This is a genomic window from Cupriavidus phytohabitans, assembly GCF_000426345.1.
Classification (GTDB): Bacteria; Pseudomonadota; Gammaproteobacteria; order Burkholderiales; family Burkholderiaceae; genus Cupriavidus.
This window is the reverse complement of sequence record NZ_AUFE01000027.1, coordinates 24,365-38,655: the sequence shown is the minus strand read 5'-3', so window position 1 is coordinate 38,655 and position 14,291 is coordinate 24,365. Positions and strand designations below refer to the sequence as shown.

Genomic DNA, 14,291 nt, shown 5'->3' with positions numbered 1-14,291 from the left:
AATTACAGGGACAGCAGTTGCTGCCCAGCGGGCGGCCTGCCGCGCCTGCCCGATATCAAGCACTACCTGTGGGAGCGGCCCAATGCGGTCAATCCGGTGGCGCGACATGTCTTCTCAATGCTCAAAACGGCGTAGGTGCTCACTCAGCGTGCTGTACTCATACCCTGTCCGCGTCAGCAGCCGAGCGTCCAGTGCCCTGATTCGCTCCATGGCTTTGCGGCCCTTGCCATGCCAGACTAGAAACTTGGCGTGAGTGATTTCAGTCTCCGTCGACTCTCGTTCCTCTCGCTCCAGTGCGTCCATCATCTTGCTGCCGTACACGGAACGCTGCGCTGCGTTGAACTGCATGGCGATGTGGAACCAATCGAGAATCCGGCCGCGAGCGAGTCGACTACCCTGTACGGTCTTCTCGAACTCACCGGCGTCGTCGCTGATCACGGTCACGCGCTCATTGGCTCCGGAGTGTAATCGTGCATAGTGAAGCTTAAGATATTCACAAATTCCGGCCCCTCAGGGTAGCGCGCTCGGCCCCGACCTGCCGCGCACGCTACGCCATGCCCAGACTTCAATCCCTTGCTGGCTGCTTCGTCACGCCATCTTATTGTGTGATGCTCAATTCCGTTGGCGTTGTCTGAAAGGCTATCTGTCGCCAGCTGCCTCCCTCTAGCGTCCACACCTGAAGCACTCGCGAATCGATCCGGACAGTGCCGCTTCCATCCTTGCGGACAGCCACAAGCAACTGACGGCCGGACATGATCGCGGCATCGCCGATAACGCGGACATTCAGGTCGAAACGGTCGATTTGCTTGTATTCAACATGCGTCCCGCCACCAGTGAAATAGCTGCTGTAATCGTCAACCTGACCCTTCGCGTGCACATGCAGAAGATCGGGATGCAGGATCTCCCGCAATCGTGCGAAGTCCCCGCGTCGCATGGCATCGCAGCGCTGGCGCTCCAGTTCGCGCAGTTCCACTTCGGCAGAGCCGGCTCCACATACGTCGTTCATATCGCTCCTTTGAATAAGTAAGTCGAAACAACACCCCAAGTCGTGGGGCGCTCGCTTGCATGGGGACAGTGGGTCCCGCACTTGGCAACGGCACCATTTTATGCATAAAATGGATTCCATGCACAAACTTGCAAGCGTAGCGAGGGTAGTGAGTGCCCAATGAGCCACCCAGTTTCGCGCAGACCGCGCAACGACTTACGACGAAGGAGACAACATGCTCAAGGTGAGCCGACCGACCCCATCGCATTTTGGGATCTACGTTACCGACCTGCCCCGAATGGTCGCGTTCTATACCGAGACGTTCGGTTTGACGATTACCGATCGTGGTGAAGGCCGGACCTTCAAGAATCAGCTTGTCTTCACTAGTGCCAGCCCAGACCAACATCACCAGTTGGTGCTCGCGTCGGGCCGCCCGCCGGAAGCGACATTCAGCACGGTCATGCAGATCTCCTTTGCCGTGCCCACGATTCAGGATCTGCGCGACATCTCAGAAAGAGCCATCGCCCGAGGTGCCAGCGACGTGCGCGGACTTAACCACGGCAATGCCCTGTCCGTGTACATGCTCGACCCGGAAGGAAACATGGTCGAGATCTACGTCGATACACCTTTTTACGTTGCGCAGCCTCACGGCGATCCTCTGGACCTGTCCAAGGACGACGAGACCATCCTGCGTGAAACGGAAGAGGCCTGCCGGCGCGACCCAACCTTCTTGCCGATCGAGGTGTGGCAAGCCCAGTTTGAAGAGAAGCGCCGTCCAGGCACAGACGCCTGATATGCCGTACAGCCATAACCGTTCCCAACTGGAGTTCCAATGAAACTGCTGTCCTATAAGCATGAAGGTCGTGAAACGTGGGGTGCCATCGTCGGAGACGACGTCTTTGACCTTGGCCAGGCTCGTCCCCATGAGCCAAGCTTGCTCGACTACATTGCGTCTGGTGCATATAAAAATGCAGCCGAGCATGTAAAAGGCCTCAGCGCTCACGCTCGCATTGAAGAGATCACCTACCTCCCGGTGATTCCTCGCCCCGAGAAAATCGTCTGCGCGGTACGCAACTACATGGACCACCATCAGGAAGTGCTCGCAGCCGGCATGCAGCGGGAACTCTCCGAATGTCCGCCGATCTTCCTGCGCGTGTGGCGCTCGCAGGTGGCGCATGACGCTCCTATCGTCCGCCCGCATGTATCCGAGTCCCTGGACTGGGAGGGGGAACTGGCCGTCATCATCGGAAAGCCAGGACGCGACATCCCTGAGTCAGAGGCGTATGAGCATGTGGCCGGGTATGCCTGCTACAACGACGCCAGCGTTCGGGAATGGCAATTCCATGCGAAGCAGATCGCCTCCGGAAAGAACTTCGAATCCACCGGCGCCTTTGGCCCCTGGATGGTCACAGCCGACGAGATTGAACCGGACCGCCAACTGAAGATCGAAACGCGCCTGAATGGTGAGGTTGTCCAGTCGAGCCACACCGGGCACTTGATCTTCAGCATTCCGAGGCTCATCAACTACGCCTCCACCATCTTCACGCTGAGCCCCGGCGACGTCATCGTCACCGGCACGCCCGCAGGCGTGGGCTGGAGCAAGAAGCCGCCGCGCTTCATGAAGCCCGGCGACGTTTGCGAAGTCGAAATCGAACAGATCGGCGTGCTGCGCAATCCCGTTGTCCAACAGAACTAAGTCGAATCGCCACCTCGTTGTCCGCGACGGGGTGGCTGCGATTAGAAAGTCCCGGAGACAAACATGCGGCGCAGAGACGTTCTGGCTGCAGGCCTTGCTGCCGCCTGCACCATCCCCTTTCGAGCGCTTGGATCTCAGTATCCTTCCAAAGTCATCACCATCTGTCACGGGTTTGCGGTTGGCGGTAACGCGGATAGCATCGCGCGGGTATTGGCTGCAGAACTGGCGCAAAGCTTCGGACAACCCGTTATCGTCGAGTCTCGGCCCGGTGCCGGAGGAACGATTGCGGCAAATCATGTCGCCCGCGCAAGACCCGACGGCTATACGCTGATGCTCGCCACAGGCGGCCACGCCGTTGCAGGTGCGCTCTATCGGAAACTTCGCTATGACCCAGTTTCCGACTTCCAGTCGATCTCGACGGTGACGACATTTCCCTTCCTGCTGGTAGTCGGGGCGAACGGACTTTATCCCACCCTTGCCAGCCTGTTGCATAGGGCCTCCGCATCGCCCCGGAGCATCGCATATGGCTCCGCCGGCATTGGCTCGACCCATCACCTGGCAATGGAGCTTCTTGGGAGGAAGGCCAACACAGAACTTCTGCACGTACCGTACCGCGGCGACGCAGCCTTGGTAACAGCGCTGCTCGCAAATGAGGTCCCCCTCATTATCGCCCCCCCGACCGCAGTGACACAGCACGTCAAGGCCGGAAAGCTGCGGGTGCTGGCAACGACGGGGTCGAAACGCTGGACACCGATGGCCAGCGTTCCGACCGTGATGGAATCCGGCGTTCCGGGGTACGAGGTAGTGTCCTGGGCTGGCTTGATGGCACCGGCCAACTCTTCACCGGCAATCGTCGATGTCCTGCAAGCAAGCGTCGCCAAGGCGTTGGAATCGCCGACGGTGCGCGCCACGCTCACCGAAATCGGCGGCACGGCAACGTCAAGTTCGCCCGAGCAAATGACAAAACTGCTCGTCAACGACCTTCAGAAATGGAGAGCTGTCGTCAGCGAGTCCAATATCCCCAAACAATGAGAAAACCATGTCACTGATCGAAATTCGAAAGCGTAGTCTGACCATCGAGACCATTTACCACGAGGGGGGCCCGGTGGCGGCCACGCCATTGCGGATGGCAACCGCATGCGCGGTCATCAAGAATCCCTATGCGGGCCGTTATGAGGCCGATCTCATTCCCTTCATGACCGAGCTGCGAACCCTTGGCACGGACCTCGCCAGCGAGCTGGTCGAGACACTTGGTCGCAACAACATCGAGGTCTACAGCAAGGGGGCGATCGTCGGCGTGAACGGGGAACTCGAGCACGGTGCCGTCTGGCACGAAGCCGGCGGCTGGGCCATGCGCACCGTACTGGACGAGCCCAAGGCAATGGTGCCGTCCTCGAAGGCCGTAGCCGCAGCCGGATATCGCCTTATGGTCCCGGTCCATTACATTCACGCTTCTTATGTACGCAGTCATTACAACAGCATGGAGATCGGCATCCAGGATGCACCGCGGCCGAATGAACTGCTATTCGCCTTGGTCATGGGGACCGGTGGCCGTGTTCATTCGCGACTAGGCGGGCTCTCCAGGGAAGGCGTCTCTGTACACGATGGGCAGCGCTAGGCGCGCTGGGCAGCAGCGTAACAGATTGTTTTCCCTGGCTATTACTTGAGAGACGCGAATGCATCGCAACTACATCGGCGGCGAATGGGTTGAATCCCATAACGCGCGCCGCAATGAAAATCCGTCCGACCTCGATGACGTGATTGGCGACTTCGCTCAGGCGGATGTCGATCAGACAGAGCTGGCCATCTCCATGGCCCGCGACGCTCAGCCCATCTGGGCCAATGCAGGCATTCAGGCCCGCGCCAGCGCGCTCGACTTTATCGGCGCCGAATTGCTGGCGCGAAGCGCGGATCTTGGTGAACTTCTCTCGCGGGAAGAAGGCAAGACGCTTGCGGAAGGTATTGCGGAAGTTTCACGCGCCGGGCAGATCTTTAAATTCTTCGCTGGTGAAGCACTGCGAATGCGTGGTGACAGCGTGGATTCTGTACGACCCGGTATCGATGTTGAGATGCGGCGCGAGCCGCTTGGCGTGGTCGGCATCATTACTCCGTGGAACTTCCCGATCGCCATTCCGGCCTGGAAGATTGCTCCTGCCCTCGCATACGGAAACAGCGTCGTGTTCAAGCCAGCCGAACTGGTTCCGGCATCCGCCTGGGCCCTCGCCGAGATCATCAGTCGATCCGGCGTAGTCAACGGCGCCTTTAACCTTGTCATGGGCCGCGGGTCGATTGTAGGAGAGACTCTCAGCAACAGTCGGAAGATCGCCGGACTGACCTTTACCGGATCTACGGAAACCGGAAAGCGACTTCTGACGCGTGCATCAGAAGGCATGACCAGGATCCAGCTCGAAATGGGCGGAAAGAACCCTCTGGTCGTTCTTGATGATGCCGATCTCGATAACGCTGTCGACTGCGCGATTCAGGGTGCGTTCTTCTCTACGGGTCAACGGTGTACCGCCACGTCGCGCATTATCGTTGAACGAAGCGTTCACGATCGGTTTGTCGAGAGACTCAAGAATGCCATGCGTGCATTGCGCGTTGGGCACGCTCTGGACCCGCAAACACATCTGGGACCAGCGGCGGACGAAAGTCAGCTTCGCACCGACCTGGAGTACGTGGAAATCGGCAAGGCTGAAGGCGCAACGCTTGCGCTGGGCGGCGAGCTTCTCAAGCGCGAAACCAGGGGGCATTTCATCAGCCCGGCGCTCTTTACCCATGCAACGCCCGATATGAGAATCGCTCGTGAGGAAATCTTCGGTCCGGTGGCCTGCACCCTAGTCGCGGACGATTTCGAGCACGCCATGGTGCTGGCCAACGATAGTCCCTTCGGTCTCACCGCAGGCATTTGCACGACCTCCCTTGCCAAGGCAACACATTTCAAGCGCAATATCCAGAGCGGCATGGCCATGGTCAATGTGCCAACGGCCGGCGTGGATTACCACGTTTCTTTCGGTGGGACCAAGGCATCCAGCTATGGCGCTCGCGAACAGGGCCATCATGCGAAGGAGTTCTTTACCAAGACCAAAACCGCATACACTTACGCGCTGTAATGGCGCGCCCTGAACATCGCATCTTGCAACAACTGAGCGAACTCCGTCGTAAGGTACGCCTGGCGAGTGAGGTTGCCCTGAAAACGGCCGCTCAGTTTCCGATGTCACGAGACATCATGTTGCAACGCGTCGTACAGACCTGGCTTGATAGTGAGGATCCGGAGAGCTCAGTGATCGCTTACGCTTGCGCCGCAGAGTTGCGGCTGCAATTGGAAGTCTCATCGATGGAGCGATGCGGCAGACTGGTAAGTCAGTCCGCCGCCCCGGCACTACAGGCCTTGTACTGGTCTGCCTCGCGGCGACATCGCCCTCGGCTCTGGCGATAGGCTTTCATCCCTTTTCTTGCCAGGCCAGCCTTAACTTCACAGTGTGGTAGGTTACTGCAGCTACAGCACGCGACGCGGAGGACTTTATCCGAAGCGTCGCTGTGTTGCCTGGGCGAAGTCGGCATACTGCTCGTCGGGCGGGAATCGGGAATCGCATACCAGCCTGCTTTCGAATGCGCTAGGTCTGTTCACAATTGGACCAATGGTCCAAAGGCGCAGGCAAGCGATGCGAAGACGATAGCTGTCGGCTCGCTTGTCATACCGAGTGGAGACACGGGGAAAATGCTCGATGCGTGACGCAGGCGGTCGGCAAGACCTTCAACCTGCGCATCCCGGTGGCCGCCCTCGGCGAGAATGGCTTCGCCGAACGCCTGCAGCAAGTGCTGTGCGACCACTTCGGCCAGCCCGTGCGCGTGCTGTATTTGAAGAAGCGCTCGCCTCGCGAGCTTGTGTGCTCCCACGATGGTCGAATCGATCAGGATGTGTTCGAGTTCCCCTTCGCCAGATACCGCATGGGAGACTCGCTGCCAGACCATTGCGACGCGATCGCGCGAAGCGCATGTACACGATGCCAAACTCCGCGGGTAGGTCACGCCAGGGACTGCCCGTGCGACCGATCCAAACCACCGCCTCGAGAGACCAGCGGTTGTCGGCAGCCGTTCAGCCGCGGCCGCCTTCCTTGCCAGACAAGATGAGTTTGACTTTGCTCCATACCTCATCGCTCAACAGCGTTCGGATCATCCTGCCTCGCTCGCGCAAGAGACAGGATGTGAACACGTTGCAGCGAAAATAAACCGCTTCCAAGACTGCTGGGCACTGTGCCGTCCGAACTGATCGGAACGCCCCCCGACTGGAAGAAGCGGATTAGAACTTGTGTCGCAATCCCAGGCCTGCGCTGTTTCCTGCATTGAGATGTGTGACTTTGTCATACCGCCAGGCCACATAAACATCGGTGCGTTTCGAGAACGGGTAGTCGTATGCTATCGATACCGTGTCCCGGCGTGCGGACTGCTGCGCCACACCGCTGCCTTGCCAAGTCCTGGCCCAGCTTGAGAGCAGGGTCCCTGCCAGGATCGGGCTGCTGAATCCCAACTGCATGGTCTTGTTATCCTGACTGCCGTTGGCATCGTAGTGATTATCGGCCCTGGCATATTGTCCATGCAGCTTTATCCACCTGAAGTCATAGGAACTGCCCAGCAGATAAGCCATCTGATAAGCAGCGCCGTTGGCGGAAAACTCTGGCGCGTTCACACTGACCCGCTGCACCGCAACGCTGGCGGCAAAGTCACCAGAGAAGTAGGTGATGTTGCCACCGTAGTTCTGCTTGCCCTGATGCCCCACCTCTTCGCCGGTTGCGTACAGCAAGTTGAAGCGCAGTCCACCGAAACCGGGGCTTTGATAAAGAACAGAGTTGTTCCAGGCCGTGTCGCCCGCAATCGTGCGGTTCACGGGAGACCCGGGGGGTGTCGTATACGATTGCAGGAACATTGGAGAGAATACTTCGGAATCCCCAAGCGGATTGAAAAGCAACATCGAAATGAACCAGGGCGTGGTGTTGCGGCCAAGTTTCAAGGTGCCGTAGCTACTACTCAGTCCTACGTAGGCATTGCGCCCGAAGAAGGTGTCTCCGTCATACCGCCCGAACCGTCCAGAGTCCGTGCGGAAGAAGCTTTCCAAAGCGAACTCTGCGCTTAGTGAATTGCCCAAGGACTCCCTTCCCTTCAGGCCCCAATACGAGGTGGTAAGCCCAGAGCTATTTACTACCGCCGTGCCATGACTTTGCCCGCTGACTCGCATGGAGCCGGCAAACGCGTCGACAGCTCCATATAGCTGTACCTGATCATTTGCCTGGGCAATATTGGCGCCTAGCGCGCACGGGAAGCACAGCGCCGCCCACCTTGCCCTGCGAATGACAACTTGATACCTCATCGCCTTCTCCTCCATCTCTTCTCTTTGTCTTGTGCGCGGCGAATGAGGCCCGTGCCAGGGGCTATATCGCTGCGCGTTACTCGCTTGACTACGGTGCCTTGCTAATCAGGACGAAAAGGATCGTCGCCGGCTTCTCGCCTCTATTTCTCCAGGCGTGGCGTGTACCGGTTTGTACGACGATATCGTGCTGCTTCAGGTGCACTTGCTTGCCGCCGTCGAGTTCCAGCCAGAGTTCCCCATCCAGCACGACGCCATAGTCCAACGTCTCGGTTCGGTGCATGCCCGGATCGTCTTTTTCGAACGTTTCGGCTAGACCCGGCAGCTTGGTCGCGAACTCTTGCGCCAGCGCCTCGGGCTCCGCGGCGGCCGGTGCCGTGTCAGGCGGGAACGTCACGACAAGCAGGCGACTGCCCCTTTGAGGCGGGAGCCAACTGGAGACGTCGGCGGTTCGGTCCTCCGCGGCAACGGCTCCGGCTGTTTCGCCTTCGTCTGCCCAAACCATGCGGACATGGAAGCCGGGCACCGTATCGAATGTGACGGCCCTTGGTACGAGCCCATCGGAGCCAACGCTCGAGCTGCCATTGGCATCGTGCGTTGTCACTACGCGTCTGATTTGCATCGCTTAATCCTTTTTCTTCCACACGTTGTTACCAACTTCTGACATAGAGGGCAGCGGTCATGTGCCCCCTTCACCGAAGCTCTTCTGCCAGACTGCTGTGTGCCAATGTCGCTTGGATCTTTCCAGGTGCGGTTTCCCGCAGGAATACCGATGCCAACAAGGCAATGCACGCAGCCCCCGAAGCAATCGCGAAGGGCGCGGTCGCACCGAACGTATCTGCGGAGAGTCCAACGACAGACGGCGAAACAAAACCGCCAATGATCTCCCCGACGCCGATCACTATTGCAATCGCTCTGCCCATGTGCTGGCGCGACACGCTTTCCGCAGGGATCGTGGCGAGAAAGATCGGAAAGCACCCATACCCCAGGTATGCCAGGAAGATGGCGATGCAAAGGGATAGAAATTCCGCTTGCATGAATCCAATAACCAGGGGGGCGGTTGCCGCGACGGCCGAAAATACGATCATGGTCGTCTTTCGCCCCATCCGATCGGAGAGCGCGGGGACGGCGAATCCGCCGATCACGCTGGATACGCCGAGGACGGTCATGAAAATGCTCATCTGGCCAGCAGTAAAGCCTCGGTGCTCCATCAGAAAAGCCGGGGAAAACGTCACAATGGCGAGGAACCACGTGATGTAGAAGCAGCTGATAACCATGCACAGAACCATGTTGCGGCTTGCAACAATTCTCCTCAAGGGAGTTGTTTCGCCGGAACGGGCCTTGGCTTGCTGAGATACGTCGAACTTCGGCGCGATGGCCGGCTCACGAACGAATAGCAGCAGCAGGATCGCCAGCAGAAGGCCTGGAATACCCGCGCAATAGAACGCAAACCGCCATCCGTGCGTGCTGGCCAGCGGCACCAGAATTGCCGGTGCAAGCACCGAGCCCAGCAGCCCGCCCGCCGACGCCTGGATGAACCCCATGTTGAATCCGCGTCTGGATTCACTCGACGCGAAGGCCATCAATGATTGGCTGACGGGAAGTACGGGACCTTCCGCCAGCCCCATCACCGCCCGAGCCACCAGTAGCACCGTGAAGGTCTGGGCCAGGCCCGAAGAGATCGAACAGAGCGAGAAGACGATCACTGCGACGATCAGCACCGACTTGCGGCGGTTCTTGCTGTCTGCGTAAGAGCTCAGCGCGTAGCCGGATACAGCCCACGTCAAGGCAAGCGCCGATGTGAGCAGGCCGATCCTGGCGTTGGTCAATTCGAACTCCTGCCTCATGAAGGGAAACAGGAAGTTGATGGACAATCTGTCGAAAAATACAAAGCCGACAGTAAAGAACAGCATAAACAGCAACAGATTCTCGTATCTGCGATTGTGGACTTCCATGGCGTCTCCTTGAAGTGCGGGCGCCCTTGGCGCAACGGGCGGATCACCCTATGCCCAAAGACGTTTTTTATGCATAAAAAATGTTAGCACGCACAAGTACGCATCAGCAATGCGTTCGTTGCTGACGTTTACCCGGAGCTGATGGGCATGCTTTCAATAAGCGCGGGGTGGACCCGTCTACAGCTTGGCGACCAGCGGCATCTCGCCCCCAAAATTGCGGGAGAATGCGTGGGCACACGAGGAAATCACGCCGACGGCGCTTGTTCCGATCGCTGCAGTTAGTCCTGCACGAGCAATTGAATGTGAAGCAGCGGCGCTGGGTTAGCCGGACAGGAGGAGCTGGATGCCGCGGCCGAGAACCGGAAAGTGATTAATCTGGACCGGCGACATGACAGCGATCGCCACGCAGCTGTGCCGCGATAAAACTGGATGTGATGGGGCCGCATCTGCCATGGCAACGTCTGGGCAACGACTGGGCAACGACTGGGCAACGAGGGGATCACAGTGCTGTAGTCGTGGCGTTGCTACTGCGCGAGTTGGGCGCAGCGGGTTTAGGAGCAGGACGTCCTCTTTGCCCGCAGGCTATGTCTGGCCAAACGAAGTGCGCTTGCAATGGCAACCGGCAAGATCGCCAGCAGCGCCGAATGCTTGCGCAGCTGGCGGCACGAGTGCTATTGGATTTTTCGAAGCGCCGTGAGAACGCGATCGAGCGTTCCTTCGATATGTTGCGTCAGCAGCTTTACTGTCTTGTCTGTTTCGCGCGCGAGTGCTGCCTTCATCAAGGCCTGATGCTCGGTGCCTTTGTGCCGGGCCTCGGAACGGTGCAAGGCAGAGAAGCGCCTGTACCGCTCGGCCTTGTCGAACAACGAATCGATCATCTGAAGCAGCAGCGCGGACGTACACCCCGACATCAGCGCCAGGTGAAATGCCTTATGCCGTTGCGACCATTCATTGTTCAGCGCCACCGGGCCGGCTGGCAGCTTCTTCTCGATCAGCTCCAGCCGGTGGTGTGCTGCAAGGACTCCAGCTTCCCAGTCATCGCCGCCCTTCTCTACTGACTCACGAATGGCTTCGCCTTCCAAAAGGCAGCGCAGTCGCACCAGTTCCCGGAAGGCCTCTTCAGAAAGCGGGGGAACCCAGAAGCCGCGGTTTTCTTCCGCATCGACAATGCCTTCCTGCGCAAGGCGATTCAACGCCTCCCGGATCGGAGAACTGCTTAGTCCGAGCGAACGTGACAGCGAATCGATTTTGAGCCGGGCCCCCGGTTGCAGATCGCCCCGAATGATGGCCGATCTGAGCCCTTGTTGTGCCACCTCAACCAGTGGTTGCGCTGTATTTGTAGCGGGTTCTTGCATCGTTGTAATCGCGTGAGCGCCCTCTTCCTACACATTAGCTCCTATTATGCGCAAAAATTTGGTTTCTGCAACGTTGAGCCGCGTGGCTGTCAAGCCGCCTGCAAAACTCCCAGCGAATGTAACGCGTGCTGCTCTTTTTGCCGACAGAGGCCCAACCTGTTTTTATGCATTATTTCACTGTTCTTGCATATTTTTTCCGGATACGTACAATGCAGCCAATGGCGTGCCGGCCAGGCGCCCATGAACGAGAAGGAAGTTTGTAAGACATGTCGAAGAACTAGCGCGGCGTGTCAACATGACATCAACCTAAGCCGGAGACGGCAACTAGTGAAAGAAGGAGACAAGCCATGACCAGACTGATGCGTGCTGCGCGAATGCACGATGTGGGGCAGCCCATGGTCATTGAAGAGCTTCCCGTACCGGAAGTCCGCCCGACAGACGTGCTGGTGAAGGTGGCGGCCTGCGGTATCGTGCCGAACCTCGGCAACGTGCTGGCAAACTGGACAAAGTGGTTTCCCAACCTGCCTTTGCCAAAGCTCCCCGCGATCTTCGGGCTTGATGCAACCGGGGTGATCGAGGCTGTCGGATCGCAGGTTCATGCGTGGAACCCAGGGGATCGGGTTTATGTCAATCCAGCCAGGTATTGCGGTGGATGCCGGGCATGCCGGTCGGGCAACACGACATCCTGTCCGTACTTCACGTTCAACGGGTACTTCGGGTTCAGCGAGCGGTCGCAAAAGATGTTCGACGACTATCCCTATGGTGGCCTGTGCGAATACATGACAGCGCCGCAATATAGCCTCGTCAAGCTGCCCTCAAACCTCAGCTTCGAATCGGCGGCACGGTTTGGCTATCTCGGCACGGGATATCGCGCGCTACGACGCGCCGGAGTCGGGCCTGGTTCGACAGTGCTCATCAACGGCATTAGCGGCACGTTGGGTCTTGGCACTGCACTGTACGCGCTGGGGCTGGGTGCTCGTAAGATCCTCGGAACCGGTCGCAACCTTGACCTGCTGCAGCGGGTCAAGAACCTCGCCCCGGATCGCATCGAGGTTCACCAACTCGGCTCTGATATGACCGCTGATGTATGGGCCAAGGGTCTTACTGATGGACTGGGCGTTGACGCGGTTATTGATGCACTGGGGCCGGGTGCGCCGCAATCGTCGATGCTGGAGGCGCTGGCAGGGCTGCGCCGCGGCGGGCAGCAAGTCAACATCGGCGCTGTGGCGGGCGATGTGCCCATCGATCTGCACTATCTGATGGACAACGACATTCAGTTGACCGGTTCGGTGTGGTTCACGGCAGGCCAGGGTCAGGAGATGGCCGACATGGTAGAAGCAGGCGTGGTGGACCTTTCGGTCTTCGAACACCATCGCTACCGCCTTGCGGACATCAACGTTGCTCTGGCCGGGATCGAGAACCGCGATGGTGGCTTCAGCAATTTCGTAATCTGTCCATAACGGATGCTTTACGTAAGGCGTTTCAGCCTTGATCGTCAGGGAGGGGTCCAGACCCTCTCCCTCAATGCTGCAAAAAAGGCGTCCTGCTGAAGGACGCCTTTTTCGGAAGCGGTTCCGGGCGAGAGACATACGCCCGGAAAGTGGGACGGTAGCTGTAGATGCTGCCTCTACAACCGCGGACCTACATGCGGCCGCATCGTTTAAACGAGGATGGCGCGATTGACTTCCGCGACGGTTGTCGTGCCAAGCATTGCCATGTTCCGGTCAACTTCGTCTCGAAGCAGAGTGATGGCATGCCGAACCCCCGCCGTACCTCCAACTGCGGCGGCGTACATGAATGGACGCCCGAGAAAAACGAAGCGCGCCCCTAAGGCCAGCGCTTTCAGGACGTCGCTACCTCGCCGGATACCGCCGTCCATCATTACGACCGTCTTGTGTCCCACCGCGTCGCAGATCTCCGGCAGTACGAACAGTGGCTCCGCAGCACCATCCAATTGCCGACCGCCGTGGTTGGAGACGATTATGCCGTCGGCGCCCATCGAAACCGCGCGCTCAGCGTCCGCAGCATGAAGAATACCCTTCAGCACAAGATTTCCGCGCCATTGCTCTCGGATCCGCCCAATGTCTGTCCAGCTCAGGTGATCGCGCCCGTTGGTATCGCGTATGGCAGACGCCGACAAGATCGGTGCGCCACGCGTGGCGAACGAGTTCTCGAAATGAGGCATGCCGTCCGTAATCAGCGTTCGAGCAAAGGTCTCTACCAGCCAGCGTGGTCGCGTGATGCCGTCCATTGCCAGCCGCACAGATGGCCGCAATGGCAAAGAGAAGCCGGCACGGATATTATTTTCTCTATTGGCCCAGACTGGGATGTCGACTGTCACTACCAGTGTAGAGAAACCGCCGGCTGCGACGCGATCGATCAGCGCAGCCCTGCGGGTAGGGTCGCCAGGCAGGTAAGCCTGGAACCAAGTGCCTGGCGCGGCCGCGTGAGCCGTTTCCATGGGAATCAGGGACGAGCCGCTCATGATGGCCGGAATCCGTTCGTCCCTTGCGGCACGCGCCAGAACAACATCGCCACGGTACGCCGCAATCGCGCTGATACCAACCGGCGCCACACCAAACGGCGCATCGTAACGCTGGCCAAAAACCTCAGTCGCTTGCGACCTTCCCGATACGTCGACAAGCACTCTGGGTCGGAACTTTAAGGTATCGAATGCAGCCCGGTTCGCCGCCGCTGACTTGCCGTCCTCCGCAGCGCCGGAGATGTATCCAAAGATCGGACGGGGAAGCACCTTTCTGGCTGCCAACTCAAAATCCGCCAGCGACAGCAACGAGCGAAGCCGCCGGCCTACCTGAAGATTTGCGCCGTATGCGGCTTTGCAGGATGACGTGGCGGCCGGAGCGGCGACGGCTTCTGCGACTTCAATTTGTGATGTCATTTTTCATCCAGTCATCAATCCCGGCAGGGAGCCCATCGC

13 protein-coding genes and 2 pseudogenes are annotated in these 14,291 nt (G+C 58.9%); 6 read left to right on the top strand and 9 right to left on the bottom strand.

Annotation, left to right across the window (positions count from 1 at the left end; translation table 11 throughout):
- Positions 1-114: 114 nt before the first annotated feature.
- Together K309_RS0119630 and K309_RS0119625 are read right to left on the bottom strand one after the other, a co-directional pair.
- On the bottom strand, positions 115-444 hold the full coding sequence (locus K309_RS0119630; protein ID WP_029048016.1) for a hypothetical protein: 330 nt from the start codon (positions 442-444) through the stop codon (positions 115-117).
- Between the two features lie 154 nt (positions 445-598).
- Positions 599-1,006 (bottom strand): nuclear transport factor 2 family protein, encoded by a 408-nt coding sequence (locus tag K309_RS0119625; RefSeq protein WP_029048015.1) that lies wholly within the window; start codon positions 1,004-1,006, stop codon positions 599-601.
- 214 nt (positions 1,007-1,220) lie between these two features.
- Here K309_RS0119625 and K309_RS0119620 point away from each other — a divergent pair, with 214 nt between their 5' ends.
- From K309_RS0119620 to K309_RS0119600, 5 genes are all read left to right on the top strand, one after another.
- The gene (locus K309_RS0119620) at positions 1,221-1,778 is read left to right on the top strand and encodes a VOC family protein (RefSeq protein ID WP_029048014.1); all 558 of its coding nucleotides are present in this window, start codon (positions 1,221-1,223) and stop codon (positions 1,776-1,778) included.
- Positions 1,779-1,817: 39 nt separating this feature from the next.
- Positions 1,818-2,681 carry a fumarylacetoacetate hydrolase family protein gene (locus tag K309_RS0119615; RefSeq protein ID WP_029048013.1) on the top strand — a complete coding sequence of 288 codons (864 nt, stop codon included), beginning with the start codon at positions 1,818-1,820 and terminating at the stop codon, positions 2,679-2,681.
- A gap of 63 nt (positions 2,682-2,744) precedes the next feature.
- Positions 2,745-3,713 carry a tripartite tricarboxylate transporter substrate binding protein gene (locus K309_RS0119610; RefSeq protein ID WP_029048012.1) on the top strand — a complete coding sequence of 323 codons (969 nt, stop codon included), beginning with the start codon at positions 2,745-2,747 and terminating at the stop codon, positions 3,711-3,713.
- Between the two features lie 7 nt (positions 3,714-3,720).
- On the top strand, positions 3,721-4,299 hold the full coding sequence (locus K309_RS0119605) for an amino acid synthesis family protein (protein WP_029048011.1): 579 nt from the start codon (positions 3,721-3,723) through the stop codon (positions 4,297-4,299).
- Positions 4,300-4,357: 58 nt separating this feature from the next.
- Positions 4,358-5,791 (top strand): aldehyde dehydrogenase family protein, encoded by a 1,434-nt coding sequence (locus K309_RS0119600; RefSeq protein ID WP_029048010.1) that lies wholly within the window; start codon positions 4,358-4,360, stop codon positions 5,789-5,791.
- A 514-nt stretch (positions 5,792-6,305) separates the two neighbouring features.
- Here K309_RS0119600 and K309_RS41775 read toward each other — a convergent pair.
- The 6 genes and pseudogenes from K309_RS41775 to K309_RS0119575 form a co-directional block, all read right to left on the bottom strand.
- Positions 6,306-6,414 (bottom strand): annotated as a pseudogene (locus tag K309_RS41775) (IS5/IS1182 family transposase); the annotation flags it as partial.
- Positions 6,415-6,566: 152 nt separating this feature from the next.
- Positions 6,567-6,858: pseudogene (locus tag K309_RS36870) on the bottom strand (transposase); the annotation flags it as partial.
- Positions 6,859-6,981: 123 nt separating this feature from the next.
- On the bottom strand, positions 6,982-8,061 hold the full coding sequence (locus tag K309_RS0119590; RefSeq protein ID WP_232232422.1) for a porin: 1,080 nt from the start codon (positions 8,059-8,061) through the stop codon (positions 6,982-6,984).
- Positions 8,062-8,134: 73 nt separating this feature from the next.
- Complete coding sequence (locus tag K309_RS0119585) at positions 8,135-8,665, bottom strand: cupin domain-containing protein (RefSeq protein WP_029048007.1); 531 nt, start codon at positions 8,663-8,665, stop codon at positions 8,135-8,137.
- A gap of 70 nt (positions 8,666-8,735) precedes the next feature.
- Positions 8,736-9,998: an MFS transporter gene (locus K309_RS0119580; protein ID WP_029048006.1), complete on the bottom strand. Its 1,263-nt coding sequence runs from the start codon at positions 9,996-9,998 to the stop codon at positions 8,736-8,738.
- A gap of 671 nt (positions 9,999-10,669) precedes the next feature.
- Entirely contained in the window at positions 10,670-11,353 is a 684-nt protein-coding gene (locus K309_RS0119575; protein ID WP_029048005.1) for a GntR family transcriptional regulator, read from the bottom strand.
- A 347-nt stretch (positions 11,354-11,700) separates the two neighbouring features.
- Between K309_RS0119575 and K309_RS0119570 the strand changes: the two genes are divergently transcribed.
- Entirely contained in the window at positions 11,701-12,813 is a 1,113-nt protein-coding gene (locus tag K309_RS0119570) for an alcohol dehydrogenase catalytic domain-containing protein (protein WP_029048004.1), read from the top strand.
- Positions 12,814-13,013: 200 nt separating this feature from the next.
- Here K309_RS0119570 and K309_RS0119565 read toward each other — a convergent pair whose 3' ends face one another.
- Positions 13,014-14,252 (bottom strand): alpha-hydroxy acid oxidase, encoded by a 1,239-nt coding sequence (locus K309_RS0119565; protein ID WP_029048003.1) that lies wholly within the window; start codon positions 14,250-14,252, stop codon positions 13,014-13,016.
- Between the last annotated feature and the right edge of the window lie 39 nt (positions 14,253-14,291).

What these genes read in the sequence shown, in the direction of transcription:
- K309_RS0119580 (WP_029048006.1), bottom strand. Translation starts at nt 9,998, where the DNA reads ATGGAAGTCCACAATCGCAGATACGAGAATCTGTTGCTGTTTATGCTG.
- K309_RS0119585 (WP_029048007.1), bottom strand. Translation starts at nt 8,665, where the DNA reads ATGCAAATCAGACGCGTAGTGACAACGCACGATGCCAATGGCAGCTCG.
- K309_RS0119565 (WP_029048003.1), bottom strand. Translation starts at nt 14,252, where the DNA reads ATGACATCACAAATTGAAGTCGCAGAAGCCGTCGCCGCTCCGGCCGCC.
- K309_RS0119615 (WP_029048013.1), top strand. Translation starts at nt 1,818, where the DNA reads ATGAAACTGCTGTCCTATAAGCATGAAGGTCGTGAAACGTGGGGTGCC.
- K309_RS0119600 (WP_029048010.1), top strand. Translation starts at nt 4,358, where the DNA reads ATGCATCGCAACTACATCGGCGGCGAATGGGTTGAATCCCATAACGCG.
- K309_RS0119575 (WP_029048005.1), bottom strand. Translation starts at nt 11,353, where the DNA reads ATGCAAGAACCCGCTACAAATACAGCGCAACCACTGGTTGAGGTGGCA.
- K309_RS0119590 (WP_232232422.1), bottom strand. Translation starts at nt 8,061, where the DNA reads ATGGAGGAGAAGGCGATGAGGTATCAAGTTGTCATTCGCAGGGCAAGG.
- K309_RS0119625 (WP_029048015.1), bottom strand. Translation starts at nt 1,006, where the DNA reads ATGAACGACGTATGTGGAGCCGGCTCTGCCGAAGTGGAACTGCGCGAA.
- K309_RS0119570 (WP_029048004.1), top strand. Translation starts at nt 11,701, where the DNA reads ATGACCAGACTGATGCGTGCTGCGCGAATGCACGATGTGGGGCAGCCC.
- K309_RS0119620 (WP_029048014.1), top strand. Translation starts at nt 1,221, where the DNA reads ATGCTCAAGGTGAGCCGACCGACCCCATCGCATTTTGGGATCTACGTT.
- K309_RS0119605 (WP_029048011.1), top strand. Translation starts at nt 3,721, where the DNA reads ATGTCACTGATCGAAATTCGAAAGCGTAGTCTGACCATCGAGACCATT.
- K309_RS0119610 (WP_029048012.1), top strand. Translation starts at nt 2,745, where the DNA reads ATGCGGCGCAGAGACGTTCTGGCTGCAGGCCTTGCTGCCGCCTGCACC.